We start from the raw sequence: 22,736 nt of genomic DNA on the forward strand, positions 1-22,736 counted from the left end.
GCGCCCTAGCGCCAGACCAGCGAGACGAAGCGACCGCTGGCGCCCGCGTCCCGGCGATAGGAATAAAACCGGCGGTCGGCGAACGTGTCGAAGCCCCCGCCGTGGATGCTCGCCACCCCGGCATCGGTCAGCCGAAGACGTGCCAGGGCGTAAAGGTCGCACTGCCAATGCCCAGGACGCGTCGCCGTGAATGCGCCAGCAGCGCGTGCGTCGCCATCGACGAAGGCCGCACGCACCTCCTCGCCCACTTCGTACGACTTCCCACCGATGCACGGGCCCATCCACGCCAGCGGCGCACCGCCCATGGCAAGGACCGTAGCCTCCAGTACGCCGGCAGCCAGGCCCCGCCATCCGGCGTGCGCGGCGCCAATCCGGCTGCCATCGGGCAGGCAGAACAGTACCGGCAGGCAGTCGGCGGTCTGAATGGCAAGCACACCGCGCTCGGCGACGGCCGCATCGGCCTCGGGCTCGGGCGCCAGGGGCTGGGGATCAGAGTCATGACTCTGACCCCGGCTGGGTGCTGGCCGTGCGACGTGCACGCCATGCACCTGCCGCAGCCACAGGGGCTCGGCAGGCAGGCCCAGGCGCCAGCGCAGCGAGCCACGGTTGGCCTCGGCGTCGGCCACGGCGTCGCCGCAACGGATGCCCACGTTGAAGGCGTCGTAGGGCGCCCGCGACAGGCCGGGCACCTGCCGCGTGCTTACCGCTGCGTGGATGCCCGGTGGCAGCGGCCAGTCCGGCCGGAGGAACCCTTCAGTCGTCAAAACCGACCCGCTTTGTGTCCTCGCGCAGCATCGTTTGGAGGTCTTCCATATCCGCCGGGCGCGCGGCCTCGAAAGCGAGGTCTTCGCCGGTCACCGGATGGACGAAGGCCAACCGCTCGGCATGCAGGGCCTGGCGGCGGAAGCCGCGCAGGGCTGCGATGAGTTCTTGTGTGGCCCCCTTGGGCAGGCGCAGGCCCGTGCCGTAGAGGGGATCGCCTACCAGCGGATGGCCGATATGCGCCATGTGCACGCGGATCTGATGGGTGCGGCCGGTTTCAAGATTGCACTGCAGCACCGTGTGGGCGCGGAAGCGCTCCCGCAGGCGGTAGTGGGTGACGGCGTGCTTGCCGTCTTCCTCGTCGCGCACGGCCTGGCGCAGGCGGTCGTGGTGATGACGCCCGATGGGTTCATCCACCGTGCCGCCGGCCACCATGGTGCCCAGTACCACTGCCTCGTACTGGCGGACCACCTCGTGCCGGGACAGCATGGCGACCAGCCCGGTCTGTGCAGGCACCGTTTTGGCCACCACCATCAGGCCCGAGGTTTCCTTGTCGAGCCGGTGCACGATGCCAGCCCGGGCCAGTTCGTTCAGCGCTGGCGCGTGGTGCAACAGGGCATTCAAGAGGGTACCGGCCGGATTGCCGGCGCCAGGATGGACCACCAGGCCCGCCGGCTTGTTCAGCACCAGCAGGTGATCGTCCTCGTGGCGGATATCCAGGTCCATCGCCTCGGGCTCGGCGTGGGTTTCCACCGCCACCTCAGCCTCGATCAGCACCGCCTCGCCACCCACCAGCAGCTGCCGGGGCGCCGCGGCCCGGCCGTCCAGCAGGACGGAGCCCGCCTTGACCCAGGCGGTCAGCCGGGAGCGGGAATACTGCGGGAACATCTCGGCCAAAGTCTGGTCGAAACGGCGTCCCGCGGCTGCCATCGGCACCCGGGCCTCATGCCGTATGGTACTCATCGGCCGCTCCCCGGCTTTTGGCCGGTTTCGGCTATCATGTTCATTCGATCCAGCATCCGAACCCTTTAAATGCGTGCAACCAAGCTGCTTATTATGCTCTGCCTCGCCCTCCTGGCGGGCGGCTGCTCGATGTTCCGCCACAAGGGCGACACCATCGACACGATGCCGGTGGAAAAGCTGTACTCCACCGCTCACGATTCGATGGAGAATTCCGACTATTCGGCCGCGGAAAAGGCCTATCAGCGCCTGATTGCCCGGTTCCCTTCGGGGGAATACAACGAGCAGGCCCAGCTGGACCTGGCCTATTCACAATACAAGGACAACAAGCCGGACGATGCGTATTCCACGATCAACCGGTTCCTGAAGACCTACCCCACGCATAACCACGCCGACTATGCCTACTACCTGCGCGGCCTGATCAATTTCGACCGCACCGGTGGCCTGATCGAGCGCTTCGTCCAGCGCGACGGCGCCCAGACGCGCCGCGACCAGGGCTTCAACCTGCAGGCCTTCGACGACTTCAGCGAGCTCTCCCGCCGCTATCCGAACTCCGACTACACGGCTGACGCCCGCCAGCGCATGATCTTCCTGCGCAACGAGCTGGCCCAGTTCGAGATCAACGTGGCGGAGTTCTACCTGCGCAACAAGGCATACGTGGCCTCGGCCAATCGCTCACAGTACGTGATCGAGCACTACCAGCAGTCCCCGCAGACGGGCGATGCCCTGGCCATCCTTACCCGCAGCTACATTGCGCTCGAGCAGCCGGATCTCGCCGACCAGACAAAAAAGGTGCTGGCGCTGAACTACCCGAACCACCCGTACCTGACGGATCCAAACTGGCCGCATCACCCGTCGGTGTGGCGCCGCACGATTCCGTTCTCCGGCCACCACTGATATCCCGCATCAGGAAAAAGGCCCGGTGAGCGATCACCGGGCCTTTTTTTATGCTTTGCAGCGTACCGACAAGCTCAACGCCAGCCGGACGTGATCGGATAACGCCGCTCGCGGCCGAAGGCTTTCTCCGTCACGCGCGGACCTGGCGCGGCCTGCCGGCGCTTGAACTCGTTGACGTACACCAGGCGGATCACCCTTGCCACCACATCGCGGTCGAAGCCGATGGCCGCGATGTCGTCGGCGGATTTCTCGCCCTCGATGAACAGTTCCAGGATGGCATCGAGATCGTCGTACGGCGGCAGGGAGTCTTCGTCTTTCTGGTCTTCGCGCAATTCCGCCGACGGTGGGCGCTCGATCACAGCCATCGGGATCGCGCCGTCGATCGCCGTACGCCAGCGGGAAAGGCGGAACACCAGGGTTTTGTAGACATCCTTTAAAGGTGCATAGGCGCCGCACATATCGCCGTACAGCGTGGCATAGCCCACGGCCATTTCGCTTTTGTTGCCCGTGGACAACAACAGCTTGCCGGTCTTGTTGGACATCGCCATCAGCAACACGCCGCGCGTGCGCGACTGCAGGTTTTCCTCGGTGGTGTCGGGCGCGCGGCCGGCGAAGACAGGATCGAGCGTGCCGATGAAACTGTCGAAGACCCCGCCAATGGGAAGCACGTGGTATTCGACGCCCAGGTGGTCGGCCTGGGCCTTGGCCTCGCGCAGGGACAGGTCGGAGGTATAGCGGGTGGGCATCATCACCGCCGTCACCTTGTCGGCGCCGAGCGCATCCACCGCCAGGGCGAGGGTGAGCGCCGAATCGATGCCACCAGAAAGGCCGAGCAACACGCCCGGAAAGCGGTTCTTGCCGATGTAATCGCGGATGCCGCGTACCAGGCCCGCGTACACGATGGCCTCCTCGGGAGGGGCTTCGTAGGCAGGCCAGTGAACGGCCTTGAGTGTGCGCGTTGCCCGGTCGAAGTCGACCATCAGCAATGCCTCGACGAACGACGGTGCGCGCGCAGCGATACTGCCGTCGCGGTTGACCAGCAGGGAGGCACCGTCGAACAGCAGGTCGTCCTGGCCGCCGATCTGGTTGACGTAGGCAATGGGAAGATCGTTGTCCTTCGCGCGCTGGGCCAGCAGCGCCTCGCGGGTGGCGGCCTGATGGATATCGTACGGCGAGGCGTTGATCACCACGATTATCTCGGCTCCCGCCGTCGCCACGTGCGCCGCGGGCTCGGGCTCCCAGATGTCTTCGCAGATCAACAGACCCACCCGCACTCCTTCCACTTCGATCACGCATGGCGCGCTGCCCGAGCGGAAATAGCGCTTCTCGTCGAACACGGTGTAGTTCGGTAGCGCCTGCTTGCGGTAGGTGGTCTCGATCGCTCCCTGGCGCAGCACGCTGGCAGCGTTGAACACCTCGCCCATCAACAGCGGATGCCCGACGATGGTGGTGACGTCGGCGCTTTCACGCGCGAGAGCATCGAGCGCCTTGTCGCAGGCTTCCAGGAAGCTGGGACGAAGCAGCAGGTCTTCGGGCGGGTAGCCGGAAAGGGTGAGCTCGGGGAAGGCAACCAGCTGTGCGCCGGCTGCGACGGCGGAGGCCGTGAGATCCCGCACCCGCTGCGCATTCGGCTCGACGGCACCCACGGGAAAATCATGCTGGGCCAGGGCGATGCGTAACGCGTTCATGGGGGCACTCCGTGGGTAAGACCCCCATGATAATCCCTGCGAGTGCACTGACGCCTTGCCGGCGCCTGATACCGATATTTCTTGCCGGCACCTACAAGCTTGTGATCCACCACACACGGCAAGGCTAGTGGTGTCGCCGGGGCCCGTTGCCGTCCAGCCGACAGCCGTGATTGATGCACAACCGGAAGATGGCATTGCCCGTCAGCAATGACCCACCGGAGCATCGAACTTTGACCCCGAATGAATTTCGTGAACATGGCCACGCCCTCATCGACTGGATCGCGACGTACCGCGAAACCATCGAAGAACGTGCGGTGTCCCGCAGCATCAAGCCCGGCAGCATCCGCGCCGCCCTGCCCAAGGCGCCACCGCGGCAGGCGGAATCTGTCTGCGACATCATGGCCGACTTCGACTCAATTCTTTTGCCAGGTGTCATGCATTGGCAGCACCCTTCCTTCTTCGGCTTCTTCCCCTCCAACGTAGAGCTGTCATCCGTGCTGGGAGATCTGCTGAGTACGGGCCTGGGCATGGTCGGCATATCGTGGGAGGCAAGCCCTGCCCTGACGGAGCTTGAAGAGACTTGCGTGGACTGGATGCGCCAGATGCTGGGACTTGGGCCTGCATGGCGTGGCGCGATCCAGGAATCGGCTTCAGCCTCGACGCTCATCGCCATCGTTTGCGCACGCGAGCGATATTACGGCCGCACATATCCCCTGGGCGGTGGCCGGCAGCCGGCAGAACCCGGGGTGGTTTATACCTCTGCCCGGGCCCATAGCTCGGTGAACAAGACCGCCATGATCGCCGGCTTCGGCGTGGAACACATCCGCATCGTGCCGACACAGCCTGGCGGAAGCCTCGATACAAAGATCCTCCGCGCCATGATCGAAGAGGACATCGCGCGCGGCGCGCGCCCCGCCGCCATCGTCGCAACCACGGGTGCGACGGCCGATACCGCCATGGACGATATCGACGCCGTGGCCGAGGTCGCGCAGGAATGGGGCGTATGGCTCCACGTTGACGCCGCCATGGGAGGCGCCGCGATGCTCCTGCCTGAGTACAGGCCCGGATGGGAAGGCATCGAGCGCGCCGATTCCATCGTGGTCAGCCCCAACAAGTGGCTGGGCGCAGCGTTCGACAGTTCGTTGATGTTCGTGCGCGATCACCAGCACCTGATCAAGGTCATGGGCACCAATCCAAGCTACTTGCGCACGCCGACGGATGGACAAGTGACGCAGCTGAGAGACTGGAGCATACCGACGGGCCGGCGCTTCCGCGCTTTGAAACTCTGGTTCCTGATCCGTGAGCAAGGCGTGGATGGCCTTAGCAGGCGTATACGCCGCGACCTGGCCAACGCACGTCGACTGGCACAGCTGGTCGAGGCCGAACCGGAATGGCGTGTGTTGAATAACATCACGCTGCAAACCGTTTGCGTCCGCCATGAGCCGCCGGGCGTCAGCGGCGCCGACCTCGATGAACACACGCGCGCATGGGTGCAGGCGCTCAACGAATCGGGCAAGGCGTACCTGACGGCCGCGCAGGTGGACGGCGCGTGGATGGCGCGCGTATCGATCGGCGTGCTTGGCACCCAATGGCATCACATCGAGGCACTCTGGGCCGACATGCGCTCGCATGCCGGCCAACATGCTGCCAGGCTCGCATTGGCGGCGTAGCTGCACAAAAAAAAGGGCCGCGATGCGGCCCTTTTTTCGTGCAGCGACAATTGTTGTTACTTCATCAGCCCGGCAAGCGTCTTGCCCAGGTCCGCAGGCGACTTCACCGTGGTGACGCCGGCCTTTTCCAGCGCGGCGAACTTCGCCGCCGCCGTGCCCTTGCCGCCGGAGATGATGGCGCCGGCATGGCCCATGCGCTTGCCCGGAGGGGCCGAGGCGCCGGCAATGAAGGACACCACCGGCTTCTTCACATACTGGCCGATGAACTCGGCGGCGTCTTCCTCGGCGGAACCGCCGATCTCGCCGACCATGATGATGCCTTCGGTCTGCGGGTCGTCCTGGAACAGCTTCAGGCAGTCGATGAAGCTCAGGCCGTTGATCGGGTCGCCACCGATGCCGATGCAGGTGCTCTGGCCCAGGCCTTCGTTGGTGGTCTGGAACACAGCTTCATAGGTAAGCGTGCCTGAACGGGACACGATGCCCACCTTGCCGGGCTTGTGGATGTGGCCGGGCATGATGCCGATCTTGCACTCGCCCGGGGTGATCACGCCGGGGCAGTTCGGGCCGATCAGCACGGTATCGGGGTGCGACTTGAGCACGTTCTTCACGCGCAGCATGTCCAGCACCGGGATGCCTTCGGTGATGGTGACGATGACCTTGATGCCTGCTTCGATGGCTTCGAGGATGGAATCGGCCGCAAACGGCGGCGGCACGAAGATCACCGAGGCGTCGGCGCCGGTGTCATCGACCGCTTCCTTCACCGAATTGAAAACCGGCAGGCCGATGTGCTCGGAACCGCCTTTGCCCGGCGTGACGCCGCCGACCACCTTGGTGCCGTAGTCGATCGCCTGCTCGGCGTGGAAGGTGCCCTGCTGGCCGGTGAAGCCCTGCACGAGGACCTTGGTGTTCTTGTTGATCAGGACGCTCATAGATAGTGTTCCTTTAGCCCTTGGCCGCAGCCACGGCTTTCTGCGCCGCGTCGTTGAGATCGTCGGCCGGCGTGATCGCCAGGCCGGAGTTGGCCAGGAGCTCGCGCCCCTTCTCCACGTTGGTGCCCTGCAGGCGCACCACGACCGGAATCTTCAGGCCCACTTCCTTCACCGCCGCGATGATGCCCTCGGCGATCAGGTCGCAGCGGACGATGCCGCCGAAGATGTTCACCAGGATCGCCTTCACCTTGTCGGAGGAGAGGATGAGTTTGAAAGCCTCGGTGACGCGCTCTTTGGTGGCGCCGCCGCCGACGTCCAGGAAGTTGGCAGGCTCACCGCCGGCCAGCTGGATCACGTCCATGGTGGCCATCGCCAGGCCCGCACCATTGACCATGCAGCCGATGGTGCCGTCCATGGTGACGTAGTTGAGGTTGTGCGTGATGGCCGCGGCTTCGGCGGCGTCTTCCTGCGTGAGGTCGCGCATGGCGGCCAGGTCCGCATGGCGGAACTCGGCGTTGTCGTCGGAATTGACCTTGCCGTCGAGGGCGGCGAGGTTGCCGTCGGCCAGGATCGCCAGCGGGTTAAGTTCCACCAGGGCGAGGTCTTTCTCGTTGAACAGCTTGTACAGGCCCAGCATGATCTTGGTGAGCTGGCCCACCTGCTTGGCGTTCAGATCCATCGCGAAGCCGAGCTGGCGGCACTGGTAGGGCTGCAGGCCTTCGACGAAGTCGACCACGATGGTGTGGATGTCTTCCGGGGTGTCCTTGGCCACCTGTTCGATGTCCACGCCGCCATGCTTGGAGGCGATGAAGCTGATGGACTTCGAATCGCGGTCGGTGAGGATCGACAGGTACAGTTCCCTGGCGATGTCCGTGGCATCGGTCACCAGCACCAGGTTCACCGGCAGCGCGCGGCCGGCGGACTGGTAGGTTTCCATGTTGGTGCCCAGCATGCCCTTGGCGGCGGCGCGGACGTCATCGAGACTCTTGCAGAACTTGACGCCACCGGCCTTGCCGCGGCCACCGGCATGGATCTGGGCCTTGACCATCCACTGTGACCCACCAAGGTGCTTGGCGGCGTCGACGGCGGCGTCAGTGGAGTTGGCGACCTTGCCCGGGGGCACGGCGATACCGTACTTGGCAAAGAGTTCTTTGGCCTGGTACTCGTGGAAATTCATTCGATACCTCGAGCGAACAATAAGGAAGCGTGCAGGTGCGACGGGCCCTGGGGGGCTGGCCCGGCGCCAAGACGGGGGGAGCGTAGGACGGCAAAGGAGCCGCCCACATGCCAAACGATGGCCCGCAACGACGAATCGAACGCGATCCACGCCATACGGCCAGGTATTTTCCTTCAATGGGCCCCCAATGGAAAGGGCCGGGGGCTCCGGGCGCCGTTTTTCGCCGCTTCATGCCTATACTGGCCGCGCCCCATTGGGGGGGCATGCCGCCGGAAGCCTAACGCCTGTGTCCAGCACTGCAGCCCACCCCGCGGCCGGGCCGAGCCATCGCCCGGACAGCACCCGCCACGAGCTGTGGTTTGCCCATGTTTTCCGCGTAGCCCAGGCTCTGGTCTACACCGGGCTGGCGTTCCGCCCGGGATCGATGGACTGGCCGGCCCTGCCCCAACCCACGCTCAGCCGCTTCGTTGCTCTGGCCTTCCTGACATTCGCCCTGTTCGCCCTGTGGCGGACACGGGCCTGGATGCACCGGCTGACCCTGAACGTGGCGCTGGCCGTCACCGTGGACATCCTGGCGGCCGTGGTGCAGGTGGCCGCCATGCACGACGTACGCATCGGCATTGCCATGATGCTGGTGGTCAATATCGCCGTCAGCGCCCTGATGCTGCCCCTGCGGTTGTCGATGTTCTTCGCCGCCATGGCCACCATCGGCATGCTGGGCCAGACCTTCGTGGCGCTATCGACGACGGTGGAATCGGACCGGGAGCTGCTCGAATCGGGCCTGTTCGGCCTGGCTTACTTCGCCACGGCCTCCCTGTGTTACGTGCTTGGCCGGCAAATGCGGGCCTCCGAAGCCCTGGCCGAACAGCGCGGCCTGGACCTGGCCAACCTTTCCCAGGTAAACGAGCTGATCATCCGCCGCATGAAGACCGGCGTGCTGGTGGTGGACGAGGCCAACCGCATCCACCAGCTGAACGAGTCGGCCTGGATGCTGATGGGCAATCCCACGGCCGAACAACGCGACCTGGGCACGGTGGCGCCGGAACTGTCGCGGCGCCTGTACCACTGGCGCACCTCGGGCAAGCTCGATGAATCGGCCACCGCGCTGGCCGACGGCGTGCCGGAGGTCATACCGCGCTTCACCCGGCTGGCCCCGCACGACGATTCGCACGTGCTGATCTTCCTGGACGATACCTCGCTGCTTTCCCGCCGCGCCGAGGAGCTCACGCTCTCCTCGCTGGGCAGGTTGTCCGCCTCCATCGCGCACGAGATCCGCAACCCGCTGGCAGCCATCCGCTATTCGGCGCAGCTGTTGGCCGAGTCGACGGATTTGAACGACACGGACCTGCGCATGGTGGAGATCATCAACAACCACTGCGTGCGGTTGAACGAGATCATCGAGAACATCCTGCAGCTGTCCCGCCGCGAGCGCTCGCGGCCGGAGACCCTGGACCTGGGACAGTGGGCGCAGAATTTCGTGGTGGAATATCGCCAGGGCAACGACCTGGGCAACGACGTGCTGCGTGCGGTCACCTCCGCCGACGCCGTCACCGCCGTGGCCGACCCGCAGCACCTGCAGCAGGTGATCTGGAACCTGGTGCAGAACGCCCTGCGCTATGGCCGCATGCCCAACGAGCCGGCGCGGGTGATGCTGGTGGCGCGCAACGCCGAACACGGGTTGCCCATCATCGAGGTGATCGACCGGGGGCCGGGCATCCCGCCGAAGGTGGCCGCGCAAATCTTCGAACCTTTTTTTACCACGCACGAATACGGCACGGGACTGGGCCTGTACCTGGCCCGGCAGATGAGCGAAGCGAACCAGGCGGCGCTGGAATACGTGCGCGTGGCCGGCGGCGGCAGCTGTTTCCGCATCACCCTGACCCCGCCCGCGCGGCACCCGGTACCGGCCGCGGCGGCCGCCCGGACGTGAGCGGAGCCTTGCGTTATCGCCCGGCACGGGTATCTTTGCCCGGGGGGAACACTACCGGCATGCTGACGTACTCATGAGCAAACAGACCGTACTGGTCGTCGACGACGAACGGGACATCCGCGAACTGTTGACGATCACCCTGGGGCGCATGGAGCTCGAGGTGGACTCCGTGGGCAGCGTCGGCGAAGCCCGCGCCGCCCTTGACGGGCGCCGCTACGACCTCTGCTTCACCGACATGCGCCTGCCCGACGGCAGCGGCCAGGAATTGATCGAGCTGATCGCCGAGCGTTTCCCGGAAACGCCGGTGGCCATGATCACCGCCTACGGCAACGTGGACGCTGCGGTCAACGCCCTCAAGGCCGGCGCCTTCGACTTCGTCTCCAAACCGGTCGACATCCAGCTGCTGCGGCGCCTGGTGCGCACGGCGCTGAAGCTGTCCGAAGAGCGCAAGGCAGGCGCCAGCGCCAGCGCCGCCGCGGGCGATCCGTCGAACCGGCTGATCGGTGCCTCGCCCGCCATGCAGCAGGTGCGCGCCACCATCGCCAAGCTCGCCCGCAACCAGGCGCCGGTGTACATCGGTGGCGAGTCGGGCGTGGGCAAGGAGCTGGTAGCCCGCCTGATCCACGATCTGGGTCCCCGTGCCAGCGGTCCATTCGTGCCGGTCAATTGCGGTGCGATTCCGTCCGAACTGATGGAAAGTGAATTCTTCGGCCACCGAAAAGGCAGCTTCACCGGTGCCCACGCCGACAAGGAAGGCCTGTTCCAGGCCGCCCAGGGCGGCACGCTGTTCCTGGACGAAGTGGCGGAGCTGCCCTTGCATATGCAGGTGAAGCTGCTGCGCGCCATCCAGGAAAAAGCCGTCCGCCCGATCGGCGGCCGCGATGAAATTCCCGTCGATGTGCGTTTGCTCTCGGCCACGCACAAGAACCTGGCCGCGCTCGTGGACGAGGGCCAGTTCCGCCAGGATCTGTTCTACCGCATCAACGTGATTGAGCTACGCGTACCGCCGCTCCGCGAGCGTCGCGGCGACGTGCCGGCCCTGGCTCAGTTCATCCTGGCCCAGCTGGCGACCGAAAGTGGCGGCACGGTCGGGCGCCTGCAGCCGGCGGCTCTCGCGGCGCTGGAGGAATACGAATTCCCCGGCAACGTGCGCGAGCTTGAGAACATCCTTGAGCGCGCCATGGCCATGAGCGATGGCGAGACCATCGAGGCGGCCGACCTGATGCTGCCGCAGCGGCTCCCGCGTACCACGCCCAACGGCACTGCACCGGCGCCCGTGGCCGAAGCTGCGCCCGTGGCCGCCGCGCAGAATCCCGGCGGGCTGGAAGATTACATCTCGAACATCGAGCGCGATGCCATCGTCAAGGCGCTGGAAGAATCCCGCTACAACAAGACAGCCGCGGCGAAGAAGCTCGGCATCACCTTCCGCGCCCTGCGCTACAAGCTCAAGAAGCTCGGCATCGACTGATGCCGAGGATTTGAGTCAGGCTTTGGTGAGGGCCCCGCGCACCACCCGCAGCAACGCCCTCACCTCGATCGGCTTTTCCAGCACGTAAAGGCGATCGAGCGGCGGCAGGCCTTCAAGGTCGGGCGGCGAGCCTGGCCGCGACAGCAGCAACACCGCGCCGTCGTAGCCGTGCTCGAGCAGGGCAGCCAGGGTGCGCACGCCGGTGAAGAGGTTCATGTCGGCATCGAGCACGACGAGGTCCGGGATGCCGTGGGCCTCGATCCATTGCAGCGCGGCCGTGCCGCTTTGGCTTGCGCCAGCCTGGTAACCGTAGGCATTGAGCGTGTCGGTAAGCAGCGACAGCTGCATGGCTTCCTCCACCACCACCAGCACGCGCTCGGCTTCACCCTGCAGGGTTTCCTCGTGCGCAGCGTCCTCGATGTCCTCATGCTCGGTGAGCGGCAGGTACAGATGGAAGGCGGTGCCTTCGCCGGCCACGCTGTGCACGCGCATCAGGCCGCCGTGGCTTGCCACGATGCGCTTGCACGAAAGCAGGCCCAGGCCGGTGCCGGTTTCCTTGGTGGTGAAGAACGGCTCGAACAGCCGGCGCAGCACCTCCGGCGACATGCCCTGGCCGTTGTCGATCACCGACAGGCGCAGGTAACGGCCGGCGGCCACGGATTCTCCCGCCTCAAGGAAATCGGCATCGAGCATTTCACCGGCCGTCTCCACCTTCAGCGTGCCGCCATCGGGCATGGCCTGCATGGCGTTCAGGCAAAGGTTCAGCAGGCACTGCTGCAACTCGGTGTGGTTGCCCTCGAAGGTGACGTCCGCATCGAAGACCTCCACGCTCATGTCGATGCCGCGCGGCACGCTGCCTTGCAGCAGCAGGCCCAGCGCATCGAGCAGCGCGCCTAAGCGCACCTGCTCGGCGCGCCGCGCACCACGCGCGAAGGAAAGCATCGAGGACACCATTTCCAGGCCGCGCCGGCCGCAATCGCGCACCAGCGCACCCAGGCGGGCAAGCCGCGGATCGTCTGCGTAGTCTTCCAGCGTGTCGCCGGCCAGAAGCAGCGGTTGCAGAAGATTGCGCAGGTCGTGGCTCAAGCCCCCGGCCAAAAGCGCCAGGCTCTCGAAGCGCTGCGCGCGGATCAGCTCCATTTCCGCGCGGGCGCGGGCGCGCTGCTCGTCGGCTTCGCGCAGCGCACGGCGCACGGCACTGGCCAGGCGTGCCTGGTGCTGTTTAAGAATGTAATCGGTGGCGCCGTTGCGCAGCGCCTCGATGGCCATTTCCTCGCCCAGGGTGGCGGAGATGAAGATGAAAGGTATGTCCGAACTGCGCGCGCGAAGGATCTCCAGCGCGCGCTGGCCACTGAAGCCGGGCAGGCTTAAGTCCGACAGCACGATGTCCGGATGGAATTCGTCCAGTGCAGCGATGAAGCTGCCTTCGTCTTCCACCAGACGCGCTTCGTAGGCCATGCCGTCGGCCTCGAGCTCACCCAGGATGAGCTCGGCGTCGAGCGCATTGTCCTCCACTTGCAGGATGCGCACGGTGCCGTGGGCGGCTTCGCGCAGCGGTGCCATTGGATCGCCCCTCCAGTCCATCGACGCCCCTGGCCTATTCGCCTTCCGGGCGTTGGTTCAGCACCGCCCAGAAGTGGCCAAGGGTCTGCACGGCGGTAAAGAACTGCTGCACGTCCACAGGCTTCAGGACATAGGCATTGACGCCCAGGTCCCAGCTGCGCGCAAGGTCGCTTTCCTCCCGCGAGGAGGACAGTATCACCACCGGGATGCGCTTGAAGGCGTTGTCCGCGCGCATCTGGGTGAGGGCTTCCAGGCCGTCCATCCGCGGCATCTTGATGTCCAGCAGCACCACCGCCGGCACCTCCGGCGGGCGGTTGGCAAAACGACCGCGTGAATGCAGGAAATCCATGCATTCCACCCCGTCCTCGACGTGGACGATGGGGTTGGCAAGCTTCGCCTCCCGCAGCGCGTCGATGGCCATCTCGGCATCCGCTGCGCTGTCCTCGACGAGGAGGATGGTACGAAGATCACGCTGGTTCATGCTGCCTCACCTGTGCTGGAAGTCTTGCCCAAGTCGCTGTCGGGCAGGGAAAAATGGAAAGAGGCGCCGTGGTCGACTTCGCCCTCGGCCCAGGTACGCCCGCCGTGCCGCGCGATGATGCGCCGAACGTTGGCAAGCCCGATACCGTTGCCGGGAAACTCCGATGCACGGTGCAACCGCTGGAATACGCCGAACAATTTCGCAGCATATTGCATGTCGAACCCAGCGCCATTGTCGGTCACGGAAAATTCCCAGTCACCCGAACGGCCGCGCTCGCTCTTCACCTCGATGCGCGCGTGCTCACGGTGCGCGGTGTACTTGATCGCATTGCCGAGCAGGTTCTGCCATACCGTGCGCAGCATGTTCTCGTCGCCCACCACGATCGGCAGCGACTCGATGACCCACTCGACCTTGCGGTCGGCCGCCTCGGTTTCAACCAGCGCCCGGGCCTGCTCGACCAGCGATTGCGTGTCCACTGCCTGCAGCCGAAGCGCGCCGCGCCCCAGGCGCGAGAATACCAGGAGGTCGTCGATCAGCTGCGCCATGCGCCGGGCCGAAGTACCGATGACATCGATATAGTGCCGCGCGCGTTCGTCGGCGAGCTCGGCCAGGTGGGTCTCCAGCTTGCCGGAGAAGCCGGCGATATGGCGCAAGGGTGCGCGCAGGTCGTGCGACACCGAATAACTGAAGGCTTCCAGTTCACGGTTGACGTCGGACACCTGTTCCACTTTGCCCTCGAGCTGCCGGTTCAGTTCATTCACGCGCTGCTCCACCAGGGCGCGCGCGGTGATGTCGCTGACCGTCACCAGCACCGCCGGATGCGTGGTGCCCGGCTCCTCCAGCCGGCGGGCGTTGATCACCACCGTGCGGTCGACGCCGTCGACGGTGCGCTGGTTCATTTCGAAATCCCATAACTCGCGGTCGCGGGCCAGCACGTCGGACAAGCGCTGGAGCAATGCCGGGGCACTCCATGCGCCATTGCCCAGCGAAGAGAGCGATGCCGACGCGGAGAGGTCTTCCACCCCGTAAAGCTCGCCGAAAGCCTCGTTCACCAGCAGGGTATTGAGTTTGGCGTCCAGCATGGCGATGGGCTCGCGCACGGCCTGGACGATCAGCCCGGACCGTTGTACCGCGGACCGCGCCACGGCTTCAGCCTGCAGGCGCTGGGCGATCTGCCGCTCGGACAGCACCACCAGGGTCACCAGCAGGATGATCTGCGCCGCCGAGGTACCGAAGAGGATCAGCTGGTTGTTGCGGTCCAGGCGTTGTGCCTCGATCCGGCGTTGGGCGAGCAGCTTGTCTTCGTCGGCAATGATCGCGTTCAGGGTGTTGCGGAAGGCAAACAGCCGGCCGGCGTCGGTCATCGAGGCATAGGCGCCAGCCTTGTCGCCGGCGGCCATGCGCGCCAGGGCCTGGTCCATCAGCGTGATGCGGCCGATGGTGGTGGATTCGAGCGAGCCCACGCGCACCTGCTGATTGTTGTTGTCGCTGGTAAGCGTCCGCAGCTCGCGCACCAGTTCGACGGCCTCGCTATGGGCGCTTTGGGCGCGCTCGTCGAGCGTCGGACTGCTGGCGCCTGCCAGCATGGCGTAGATCGCCGCCTCGCTGTCGCGGAGCGTGGCTTCCAGGCCGAACGCGCGCGCGCGCACCTCGGCCGTATGCGTGACCCAGTCGCGAGCCCGCACGGCATCTGCGGCACTGTCGCGGGTGACGACATACGGCAGCGCGACAATGATCAGCACGGCGATCAGAAGTCCCGCTAGTCGCCAGCGCAAGACCGTACGTTCTTTCATTTCCCCCCGCTTTCTTATCGTCGATGTCGCGCCGAAGCTTGCTTATTCTTGCATTGTTACACGCCGACGCCCCGGTGCCGGGGCATCGGGGCGCGCGTTTTTGGTTGCTCTAAATGCCGATCGGCCCGTGAACCGGGCGTGATGGCACCCCTTTAGGGGGCACCGCCGTATGGACTCATCGCCTGCGGCCGGGAGGACGTGGAACTGCCCCACGCCTTCTGCGGGGTGGCCGACATCACGAAATGCAGTTCCCCACCTGCAAGAATTTCCCCGTGGCTGATCCAGGTACGCTCCAGCGGCTTGCCGTCCAGGGTGACACTTGCCACGTACGGGTGGGCGTCGTCCAGGTGCTCGGCAGTCACGGTGAAGTGCTTGCCCGAAGGTAGGTTCACCGTGGCCTTGGGCACGAACGGCCGGCCGATCGCGTACTGGTTGCTGGCCGGGGCCACCGGGTAGAAGCCCAGCGAGGTGAACACATACCAGGCCGACATCTGGCCCAGGTCGTCGTTGCCCACCAGGCCTTCGGGCGTGGGCTTGTACTGGGTGTCCATGATCTGCTTCAGCCTGCCTTGCGTCTTCCAGGGGGCGCCTGCGAAGTCGTACAGGTAGGCCAGGTGATGGCTGGGCTCGTTGCCGTGGGCGTACCAGCCGATCAGGCCGGTGATGTCCTCGACATGGGCGAAGGATTTCGGATCCACCTTCGCTTCGAATACCTGGTCAAGGCGATCTATAAACTTTGCATCGCCACCCAGCAGGGTGATCAGGCCCGCCACGTCCTGCGGCACGTACCAGGAATACTGGAACGCGTTGCCTTCGGTGTAATCGCTGCCATAGCCTGCGGACGCCGGGTCGAACGGCTCCCGGAAGCTGCCGTCGGCCTTGCGCGCACGGGCGAAGCCGGTTTTCTCGTCGTAGGTGTTACGCCAATTGGCCGCGCGCTTGTAGAAGGTCGCGGCGACATCGTCCTTGCCCATGGCCTTGGCGGCCTGGGCGAGTGTCCAGTCGTCGAAGGCGTATTCGACGGTCTTGGAGGCAGCCTCCGGGCTCTTGTCGATGGCCACGTAGCCGTTCTTCATATAGCCGTCCAGGCCGCCGTAGGGGCCATAGGTAGCGCTGGCCACCATCGCCTTCAGGGCAGCATCGGCGTCGTAGCCGCGGATGCCCTTGACGTAGGCATCGGCGATCACCGGCACCGCGTGGTAGCCGATCATGCACCAGGTTTCCAGACCCTGGTACGCCCACACGGGCAGGATACCGAAGGGGCTGGACTGCTGGGCTGCGATCAGGGAGCTGACGAAATCGTTGCTGCGGTCGGGTTCAAGCAGCGTCATCAGCGGCTGCTGCGCGCGATAGACATCCCACAGCGACCACGTGGAGTAGAAGGTGAACTTGTCGGCCTTGTGCACCTGGTTGTCCGGGCCGCGGTACTCGCCGTTGACGTCCTGGGCCAGGCTCGGCGCGATCATCGCGTGGTAGAGCGCGGTATAGAACATGCGCCGGGCGGCGGCAGGCGCGGTCACGTCCACGGTGGACAGGGCCTTTTCCCAGGATTGCCGAGCGGCGGCGCGGGCGGCGTCGAAGTCGATGTTCTTGCCGTCGGCATCGAGGTTGGCTACCGCGTTGTCCTCGCTTACCGAGGAGATCGCCACCTTGACCGTGAGCGGCGCTTTCAGGTCGCCGAAGTCGAAGACGCCCAACAGGCCGCGGCCGGTTTCGGCATCGGTGTTGTAGCCCTTCTCGCCGGGACCGGCGAAGCCCTTGTAGGGGTAGTCCGACTCCTTGTTGTACAGCTCGCGCGAGGCCATCGGCTGCGAGAAGCGCATGGCGAAGAACAGCTGGCGCCCCGGTGCCCAGCCGCGGGTGGTGCGGCCACCGGTGACGGTGCCATCGGGCCGCACACGCAAGGACGCCCACAGCACCTTGCCGTCGTAGTCGTAGATGCTCGGGCGAAGGTCAAGCAGCACATGCGCCGGCTTGCCCTTGGGGAAGGTGTAGCGGTGGAACCCTACGCGCTGGTTGGCGGTGAGCTCCGCACGTACGCCGTAGTCGCTGAGCGTGACCGCGTAGTAACCTGCCTCGGCCTTCTCGGTATCGTGCGAGAAACGCGAGCGATAGCCGGAACCCGGCTTATCGGGCGTGCCTGGATCAAGCTTCACCTCGCCGGCGATCGGCATCACCAGGAAGTCGCCCAGGTCCGAGTGGCCGCTGCCGGAGAAGTGCGTATGCGAAAAACCCAGCAGGCTAGTATCGGCAAACTGGTAACCGGCGGCATATTTGTAGGAATGCTTGAAGTCCGGCATGGCCGTATCCGGGCTTAGCTGGACCATGCCGAAGGGTACGGTGGCACCGGGAAAGGTATGCCCATCGCCCCCGGTACCGATCATCGGGTCGACCGCTGCCCAGGCTGAATGGCTGGCGGGATCGGCGGCATGGACCAGGGGCGAGGCCAGCCCCAAGGCCATGGCCAGGGAGGCAACGAGGGGAATCGGGGATCGTGCGGTCATGCGGGCTCCGGGGCCGCCAGAAGGCGGGGTGGCAGGGGAAAAACCGGCTTGGATCGTTCTAAACTTGAAAAAACTATCACTTTCGGAACTTTCGTGCATGCTGCGCCGCGTGATGCAATTAGCGTCCTTCACAGGCGATGATGGCCTTGTTTAGATCGTTACAAGTATGATCCAGCCACGGCTGCCGCGATTTTTTTGGCCGCCCGACTGTTCACTTCCGCCAGGGGACCCTAGGCATGCCCGACACCGCTGCGAAAAGGACCGTCCGCGATGCCCATGCATAGCAAGCCGCCAACACGGCGCAAGGTGACCCTTGCCGACATCGCCGCCGGCTGCGACGTATCGCGCGCCACGGTATCGCTTGTGCTGCGCGGCAGCCCACTGGTCAACAAGCGTACCCGGGCCAAGGTAGAGGCGGAACTCAAGCGCCAGGGCTACGTGTACAACCGCGCCGCGGCGAACCTGCGCCGCCGCACGTCAAGCTCCGTCGCTCTGGTGATCAACGACCTGGGCAATCCCTTTTTCGCCGAATTTGCAGCCGGCGTGGACGAAGCCTTGGGGTCCGCCGGCTACGTCACCCTGCTGGGCAACACCGGTGAATCGCCCGAGCGCCAGCAGGCGGTGCTGTCCTCGCTGATCGAGCACGGTCCGGCGGGCATCATCCTGTCGCCGGCCGAAGGCAGCGACGATGCGCGCGTGATCGCCGCCGTCGGACGACACACCCCGCTCCTGGTATTCAACCGTTCGCTGGGCGAGGCCTCGGCGGACGATGCACCCTGGGACACCCTGGTGCTGGACAACGAGCGCGGCACGCACCTTGCCACCGAGCACCTGATTGCACTGGGCCACAAGCGCATTGCCTTCTTTGGCGGTCACCGCGATTCCAGCTCCTGCCGCCAGCGCCGCCAGGGCTACCTGGACGCCATGAAGGCCGCCAGCCTTGCCGTGGCACCGGGCTGGCTGGTGGAAAGCGCTCCCACACGCCTTGAAGCAGCACGCCAGGCCGGCGCGCTGTTCAACCGCGACCCCGCACCCACGGCGGCGGTTTGCTACAACGACGCGGTGGCCCTTGGCCTGATGCTTGGGCTTACCTCCCGCGGCCGGCGGCCGGGCGAGGACTTCGCCATCGTCGGCTTCGACGACATCGCCGAATCGAGCGTGAGCGTCCCACCCCTTACCACCATTGCGGTGGATCCACGCGACCGGGGCCGCCAGGCGGCCGAGCTCGTGCTGGCCCGCATAGGCCACCCTGACATGGAAGCCACCCATACCACCGCGCCCGTGCGCCTGGTGGTACGCGATTCATCCTGCCGTCCCGCATCGCCCTAAGAACAACAAGCCAAGGAGTACACAATGGCCTTTGCCTCAACCCCGCGCCCAGGCTCCGCCACCCCATCGGGTGATGACCGCCGGTATACCTATTTTCCCCTCGCGCTCGGGGTGATGACGACCATTTTCTTCATGTGGGGTTTTCTTACCTGCCTGAATGACATCCTGATCCCGCACCTGAAGGCCGTGTTCGAACTGAGCTACGCGCAGGCGCTGCTGATCCAGTTCACCTTCTTCGGCGCGTACTTCGTCATGTCGCTTCCGGCAGGCCGCCTGGTGGCGCACCTGGGCTACAAGCTCGGCATCGTCGCGGGGCTGGTGATCGCCGGCATCGGCGCAGCGATCTTCTGGCCGGCTGCGGCGGCGCATTCGTATCCGGCATTCCTGGGCGCGTTGTTCGTGCTGGCCACCGGCATTACCGTGCTGCAAGTGGCTGCCAACCCGTACGTGGCGCTGCTGGGTCCTGAAAAAACCAGTTCCAGCCGCCTCACCCTGGCCCAGGCGCTTAACTCGTTCGGCACGGCGCTGGCCCCGCTGTTCGGCGGCTTTTTGATTCTTTCCAACCAGGTGCGCACGGCGGCTGACATCAACGCCATGCCGGCGGCCGAGCAACTGGCTTACCGCACGCAGGAAGCCCATGCCGTGCAGGGTCCGTACATCGGCCTTGCCGTGGTCCTGGTACTGCTGGCGGTGTTCGTCTACCTGTTCAACCTGCCGGCGCTGAAGGAAACCACCGAGCAGGCCGATACCTCGAACCACACCCTGATGGATGCCTTGCGCACGCCGCATGTGTTCTTCGGTGTGCTGGCGATCTTCTTCTACGTCGGCGGCGAAGTGTCGATCGGCAGTTTCATGGTCAACTACCTGTCGCTGCCGGACATCGGCAACATGAGCGAGCAGCGCGCCAGCCATTTCGTGTCGTTCTATTGGCTGGGCGCGATGATAGGCCGGTTCATCGGTTCGTCGCTCCTGGCCATCCTGTCGCCGCGCAAGCTCCTGGCTGCCTTCGCCGCCGTCAACATGCTGCTGGTGGTCACCACCATGAGCACCTCGGGCACCGTGGCCGTGTACAGCATCGTTGCCATCGGCCTGTTCAACTCGATCATGTTCCCCACCATCTTCGCCCTTGGCATCGAGCGCCTTGGCCCGCTGACCAGCAAGGCTTCGAGTCTTCTGATCATGGCGATCGTGGGCGGCGCGCTGATTCCCTGGCTGCAGGGCGTGATTGCCGACCACATCGGTTTGCAGCACGCCTTCTTCTTGCCGCTGATCTGCTACGCGTACATCGTGTTCTATGGCGTGTCCGGCTCGAAGGTACGCAACCTGCCTTCGACCTGACGCACCGCTTTTCCTTTTGGTTTCCCACGGTTCCCCATGCCTGCAATCCTCTGTTTCGGCGAAGCGCTGATCGATTTCCACCCTCAGCCGCAAGCCACGCCCGGCGCGCCGGACGCATATATTCCCTTTGCCGGCGGCGCGCCGGCGAACGTCGCCGTGGCCGTTGCGCGGCTGGGCCAGCCTGCACGTTTCGCCGGCATGCTGGGCAAGGACATGTTCGGCGACTTCCTGCTCAAGAGCCTGCACGATGCGGGCGTGGACACCCGTAGCGTGGTACGCACCGACGAGGCGCACACCGCGCTGGCCTTCGTGGCGCTGACCGATAACGGCGAGCGCAGTTTCAGCTTCTACAGGCCGCCCTCGGCGGACCTTTTGTTCCGGCCTGAGCACTTCCACGCCGACGGCTTCACGGACGTCGCCGTGTTCCACGTGTGCTCCAATTCGATGACCGAGGGTGCGATAGCCGCCACCACCGTGGCCGGCATGCGCCGCGCGCGCGACGAGGGCGCACTGGTCAGCTTCGACATGAACCTGCGGCCGGCGCTGTGGCCGCGTGGTTTCGACCCGCGACCACGCATGTGGGATGCCCTGCTGGTGGCCGATGTGGTGAAACTGAGCGCCGAGGAACTCACCTTCCTGTGCCAGGAAGATAGCGAAGAATCCGTGCTGGCACGCATCTGGACCGGCACCGCGCAACTGGTGGTGGTGACCGACGGCGATGCACCCATGCGGTGGTTCACCAAGCGCCAGCAAGGCGTGTTCGCCGGTTTCGCCGTGCGCGCGGTGGATACCACTGCCGCGGGCGATGCCTTCGTCGGTGGCCTGCTGTCGAAACTCAGCGTTGAAGGCATCACCGCCGCCACCCTGCCCTCGCTGGTGGCCGATATTCCCCGCCTGCACGGGCTGCTGCGTTACGCGGCCGCGTGCGGCGCCATCACCGTGACCCGCAAGGGCTCCTTCACCGCGATCCCCGACGCCGGCGAAGTCGATGCCTTCCTGGAGAACAACGCATGACCACCCTGCCCGACTTCCACGACGAAAGCGTGTTGCGCGAGCACATCGCCACCACGATGGCATTCTACGATCCGCGTTCGCTCGATCCCACCGGGGGCTTCTACCACTACTACAAAGATGACGGCACGGTTTACGACCGCAGTCACCGCCACCTGGTAAGCAGCACGCGCTTCGTCTTCAACAACGCGATGGCGTCCATCGAGTTCGACGATCCGCAGTACATCGAGGCCGCGCGCCATGGCCTGGCCTACTTGCGCGACGTGCACCGTAACCCGCACACCGGCGGTTACGCCTGGACTCTGCGCGATGGCAAGGCCGAAGACACCACCAACCACTGCTACGGCGTGGCCTTCGTGCTGCTGGCGTATTCCACGGCGGTCAAGGCCGGCGTGCTCGAAGCACTGCCGTGGATGGACGAAACCTGGGACCTCCTGGAGAAACACTTCTTCGAGGCAGGCCCGGGCCTGTACCGCGACGAAGCCGATGCGAACTGGAACTTCTCCAGTTACCGCGGCCAGAACGCCAACATGCACATGTGCGAGGCGATGCTTGCCGCCTACGAGGCCAGCCAGGACCGCCGCTACCTCGACCGCGCGCTGCTCTTGGCCGATAACATGACGCGCCGCCAGGCGGCGAAGGCCCAAGGCCTGGTGTGGGAGCACTACGACATCCACTGGAATGTCGACTGGGATTACAACAAGGACAACCCCAAGCACCTGTTCCGTCCCTGGGGTTTCCAGCCCGGCCACCAGACCGAGTGGGCGAAGCTGCTGATGATCCTGGATCGCTTCCTGGGCGGCGAAGGCAAGGCCCCGGCGTGGTTGCTGCCGACGGCACGCCATCTGTTCGACGAGGCCTTGAAGCACGCCTGGGACGATGAATTCGGTGGCATCGCCTACGGCTTCGCACCCGATGGCTCGGTGTGTGACGACGACAAATATTTCTGGGTGCAGGCCGAATCGCTCGCGGCTGCGGCGCTGTTGTCCGAACGCAGCGGCGATCCTTCCTACAGCGCCTGGTACGACAAGATCTGGGCGTACTCGTGGGAGCATCTGGTGGATCACGAATACGGCGCGTGGTTCCGTATCCTTACCCGCGACAACCGCAAGTACGACGACGAGAAGAGCCCCGCCGGCAAGACCGACTACCACACCATGGGCGCGGCCTACGAAGTGATCGCGGCGATGCGCCGCGGCTGGAAGTAGCGCTCCGCTTCGCTTCGCGCAATGGGGT

General features: G+C 65.3%; 17 protein-coding genes. 8 read left to right on the forward strand and 9 right to left on the reverse strand.

Features of this window, described 5'->3' with window-relative positions; all coding sequences use genetic code 11:
• Nucleotides 1-5 precede the first annotated feature (5 nt).
• Nucleotides 6-764 (reverse strand): peptidoglycan editing factor PgeF, encoded by a 759-nt coding sequence (gene pgeF / locus NDK18_RS06905; protein ID WP_250627385.1) that lies wholly within the window; start codon nt 762-764, stop codon nt 6-8.
• On the reverse strand, nt 754-1,725 hold the full coding sequence (gene rluD / locus NDK18_RS06910; protein WP_250627386.1) for a 23S rRNA pseudouridine(1911/1915/1917) synthase RluD: 972 nt from the start codon (nt 1,723-1,725) through the stop codon (nt 754-756). Before rluD ends, pgeF begins: the two co-directional genes overlap by 11 nt.
• A 93-nt stretch (nt 1,726-1,818) precedes the next feature.
• Here rluD and NDK18_RS06915 point away from each other — a divergent pair, with 93 nt between their 5' ends.
• Nucleotides 1,819-2,619: an outer membrane protein assembly factor BamD gene (locus tag NDK18_RS06915; RefSeq protein WP_250625045.1), complete on the forward strand. Its 801-nt coding sequence runs from the start codon at nt 1,819-1,821 to the stop codon at nt 2,617-2,619.
• Nucleotides 2,620-2,693: 74 nt separating this feature from the next.
• Here the strand turns inward: NDK18_RS06915 and NDK18_RS06920 are convergent, their stop codons facing one another.
• Entirely contained in the window at nt 2,694-4,307 is a 1,614-nt protein-coding gene (locus NDK18_RS06920; protein ID WP_250627387.1) for an NAD+ synthase, read from the reverse strand.
• A gap of 230 nt (nt 4,308-4,537) precedes the next feature.
• On the opposite strand from NDK18_RS06920, the gene NDK18_RS06925 reads away from it, so the two are divergent.
• Nucleotides 4,538-5,977, forward strand: a complete 1,440-nt coding sequence (locus tag NDK18_RS06925; RefSeq protein ID WP_250625041.1) for a pyridoxal phosphate-dependent decarboxylase family protein — start codon at nt 4,538-4,540, stop codon at nt 5,975-5,977.
• A gap of 56 nt (nt 5,978-6,033) precedes the next feature.
• On the opposite strand, the gene sucD is transcribed toward NDK18_RS06925, so the two are convergent.
• Together sucD and sucC are read right to left on the reverse strand one after the other, a co-directional pair.
• Nucleotides 6,034-6,906, reverse strand: coding sequence for a succinate--CoA ligase subunit alpha (gene sucD / locus NDK18_RS06930; RefSeq protein ID WP_250625039.1), 873 nt, complete (start codon nt 6,904-6,906; stop codon nt 6,034-6,036).
• A gap of 13 nt (nt 6,907-6,919) precedes the next feature.
• Nucleotides 6,920-8,083, reverse strand: coding sequence for an ADP-forming succinate--CoA ligase subunit beta (gene sucC / locus NDK18_RS06935; protein WP_250625037.1), 1,164 nt, complete (start codon nt 8,081-8,083; stop codon nt 6,920-6,922).
• Nucleotides 8,084-8,369: 286 nt separating this feature from the next.
• Here sucC and NDK18_RS06940 point away from each other — a divergent pair, with 286 nt between their 5' ends.
• Complete coding sequence (locus NDK18_RS06940; protein WP_250625036.1) at nt 8,370-10,013, forward strand: sensor histidine kinase; 1,644 nt, start codon at nt 8,370-8,372, stop codon at nt 10,011-10,013.
• 73 nt (nt 10,014-10,086) lie between these two features.
• Nucleotides 10,087-11,481, forward strand: a complete 1,395-nt coding sequence (locus NDK18_RS06945; protein WP_250625034.1) for a sigma-54-dependent transcriptional regulator — start codon at nt 10,087-10,089, stop codon at nt 11,479-11,481.
• A 15-nt stretch (nt 11,482-11,496) separates the two neighbouring features.
• Here NDK18_RS06945 and NDK18_RS06950 read toward each other — a convergent pair whose 3' ends face one another.
• The 4 genes from NDK18_RS06950 to NDK18_RS06965 form a co-directional block, all read right to left on the reverse strand.
• Entirely contained in the window at nt 11,497-13,044 is a 1,548-nt protein-coding gene (locus NDK18_RS06950; RefSeq protein ID WP_250625032.1) for a response regulator, read from the reverse strand.
• Between the two features lie 34 nt (nt 13,045-13,078).
• Complete coding sequence (locus NDK18_RS06955; protein WP_250625030.1) at nt 13,079-13,525, reverse strand: response regulator; 447 nt, start codon at nt 13,523-13,525, stop codon at nt 13,079-13,081.
• A complete protein-coding gene (locus NDK18_RS06960; RefSeq protein WP_250627388.1) occupies nt 13,522-15,318 on the reverse strand; it encodes a sensor histidine kinase in 1,797 nt (598 codons plus the stop codon). Before NDK18_RS06960 ends, NDK18_RS06955 begins: the two co-directional genes overlap by 4 nt.
• Nucleotides 15,319-15,470: 152 nt before the next feature.
• Nucleotides 15,471-17,822 (reverse strand): GH92 family glycosyl hydrolase, encoded by a 2,352-nt coding sequence (locus tag NDK18_RS06965; protein ID WP_250627389.1) that lies wholly within the window; start codon nt 17,820-17,822, stop codon nt 15,471-15,473.
• Between the two features lie 276 nt (nt 17,823-18,098).
• On the opposite strand from NDK18_RS06965, the gene NDK18_RS06970 reads away from it, so the two are divergent.
• The 4 genes from NDK18_RS06970 to NDK18_RS06985 all read left to right on the forward strand — a co-directional run bounded on the left by NDK18_RS06970 (nt 18,099) and on the right by NDK18_RS06985 (nt 22,708).
• Nucleotides 18,099-19,151 (forward strand): LacI family DNA-binding transcriptional regulator, encoded by a 1,053-nt coding sequence (locus NDK18_RS06970; RefSeq protein ID WP_250625884.1) that lies wholly within the window; start codon nt 18,099-18,101, stop codon nt 19,149-19,151.
• Nucleotides 19,152-19,265: 114 nt separating this feature from the next.
• Nucleotides 19,266-20,489, forward strand: a complete 1,224-nt coding sequence (fucP, locus tag NDK18_RS06975; RefSeq protein ID WP_250627658.1) for an L-fucose:H+ symporter permease — start codon at nt 19,266-19,268, stop codon at nt 20,487-20,489.
• Between the two features lie 36 nt (nt 20,490-20,525).
• On the forward strand, nt 20,526-21,503 hold the full coding sequence (locus tag NDK18_RS06980; protein ID WP_250627390.1) for a carbohydrate kinase family protein: 978 nt from the start codon (nt 20,526-20,528) through the stop codon (nt 21,501-21,503).
• Nucleotides 21,500-22,708 (forward strand): AGE family epimerase/isomerase, encoded by a 1,209-nt coding sequence (locus tag NDK18_RS06985; RefSeq protein WP_250625022.1) that lies wholly within the window; start codon nt 21,500-21,502, stop codon nt 22,706-22,708. The genes NDK18_RS06980 and NDK18_RS06985 overlap by 4 nt, the downstream gene beginning before the upstream one ends.
• The last annotated feature ends 28 nt before the right edge of the window (nt 22,709-22,736 follow it).

The sequence above is a fragment of the Pinirhizobacter soli genome (genome assembly GCF_015905305.1).
GTDB lineage: Bacteria > Pseudomonadota > Gammaproteobacteria > Xanthomonadales > Rhodanobacteraceae > Pinirhizobacter > Pinirhizobacter soli.

Coding starts and splice junctions, on each gene's coding strand:
- rluD (WP_250627386.1), bottom strand. CDS start 1,725: ATGAGTACCATACGGCATGAGGCCCGGGTGCCGATGGCAGCCGCGGGA.
- NDK18_RS06915 (WP_250625045.1), top strand. CDS start 1,819: ATGCTCTGCCTCGCCCTCCTGGCGGGCGGCTGCTCGATGTTCCGCCAC.
- NDK18_RS06920 (WP_250627387.1), bottom strand. CDS start 4,307: ATGAACGCGTTACGCATCGCCCTGGCCCAGCATGATTTTCCCGTGGGT.
- sucD (WP_250625039.1), bottom strand. CDS start 6,906: ATGAGCGTCCTGATCAACAAGAACACCAAGGTCCTCGTGCAGGGCTTC.
- sucC (WP_250625037.1), bottom strand. CDS start 8,083: ATGAATTTCCACGAGTACCAGGCCAAAGAACTCTTTGCCAAGTACGGT.
- NDK18_RS06945 (WP_250625034.1), top strand. CDS start 10,087: ATGAGCAAACAGACCGTACTGGTCGTCGACGACGAACGGGACATCCGC.
- NDK18_RS06950 (WP_250625032.1), bottom strand. CDS start 13,044: ATGGCACCGCTGCGCGAAGCCGCCCACGGCACCGTGCGCATCCTGCAA.
- NDK18_RS06955 (WP_250625030.1), bottom strand. CDS start 13,525: ATGAACCAGCGTGATCTTCGTACCATCCTCCTCGTCGAGGACAGCGCA.
- NDK18_RS06960 (WP_250627388.1), bottom strand. CDS start 15,318: ATGAAAGAACGTACGGTCTTGCGCTGGCGACTAGCGGGACTTCTGATC.
- NDK18_RS06965 (WP_250627389.1), bottom strand. CDS start 17,822: ATGACCGCACGATCCCCGATTCCCCTCGTTGCCTCCCTGGCCATGGCC.
- NDK18_RS06970 (WP_250625884.1), top strand. CDS start 18,099: ATGCATAGCAAGCCGCCAACACGGCGCAAGGTGACCCTTGCCGACATC.
- fucP (WP_250627658.1), top strand. CDS start 19,266: ATGACGACCATTTTCTTCATGTGGGGTTTTCTTACCTGCCTGAATGAC.
- NDK18_RS06980 (WP_250627390.1), top strand. CDS start 20,526: ATGCCTGCAATCCTCTGTTTCGGCGAAGCGCTGATCGATTTCCACCCT.
- NDK18_RS06985 (WP_250625022.1), top strand. CDS start 21,500: ATGACCACCCTGCCCGACTTCCACGACGAAAGCGTGTTGCGCGAGCAC.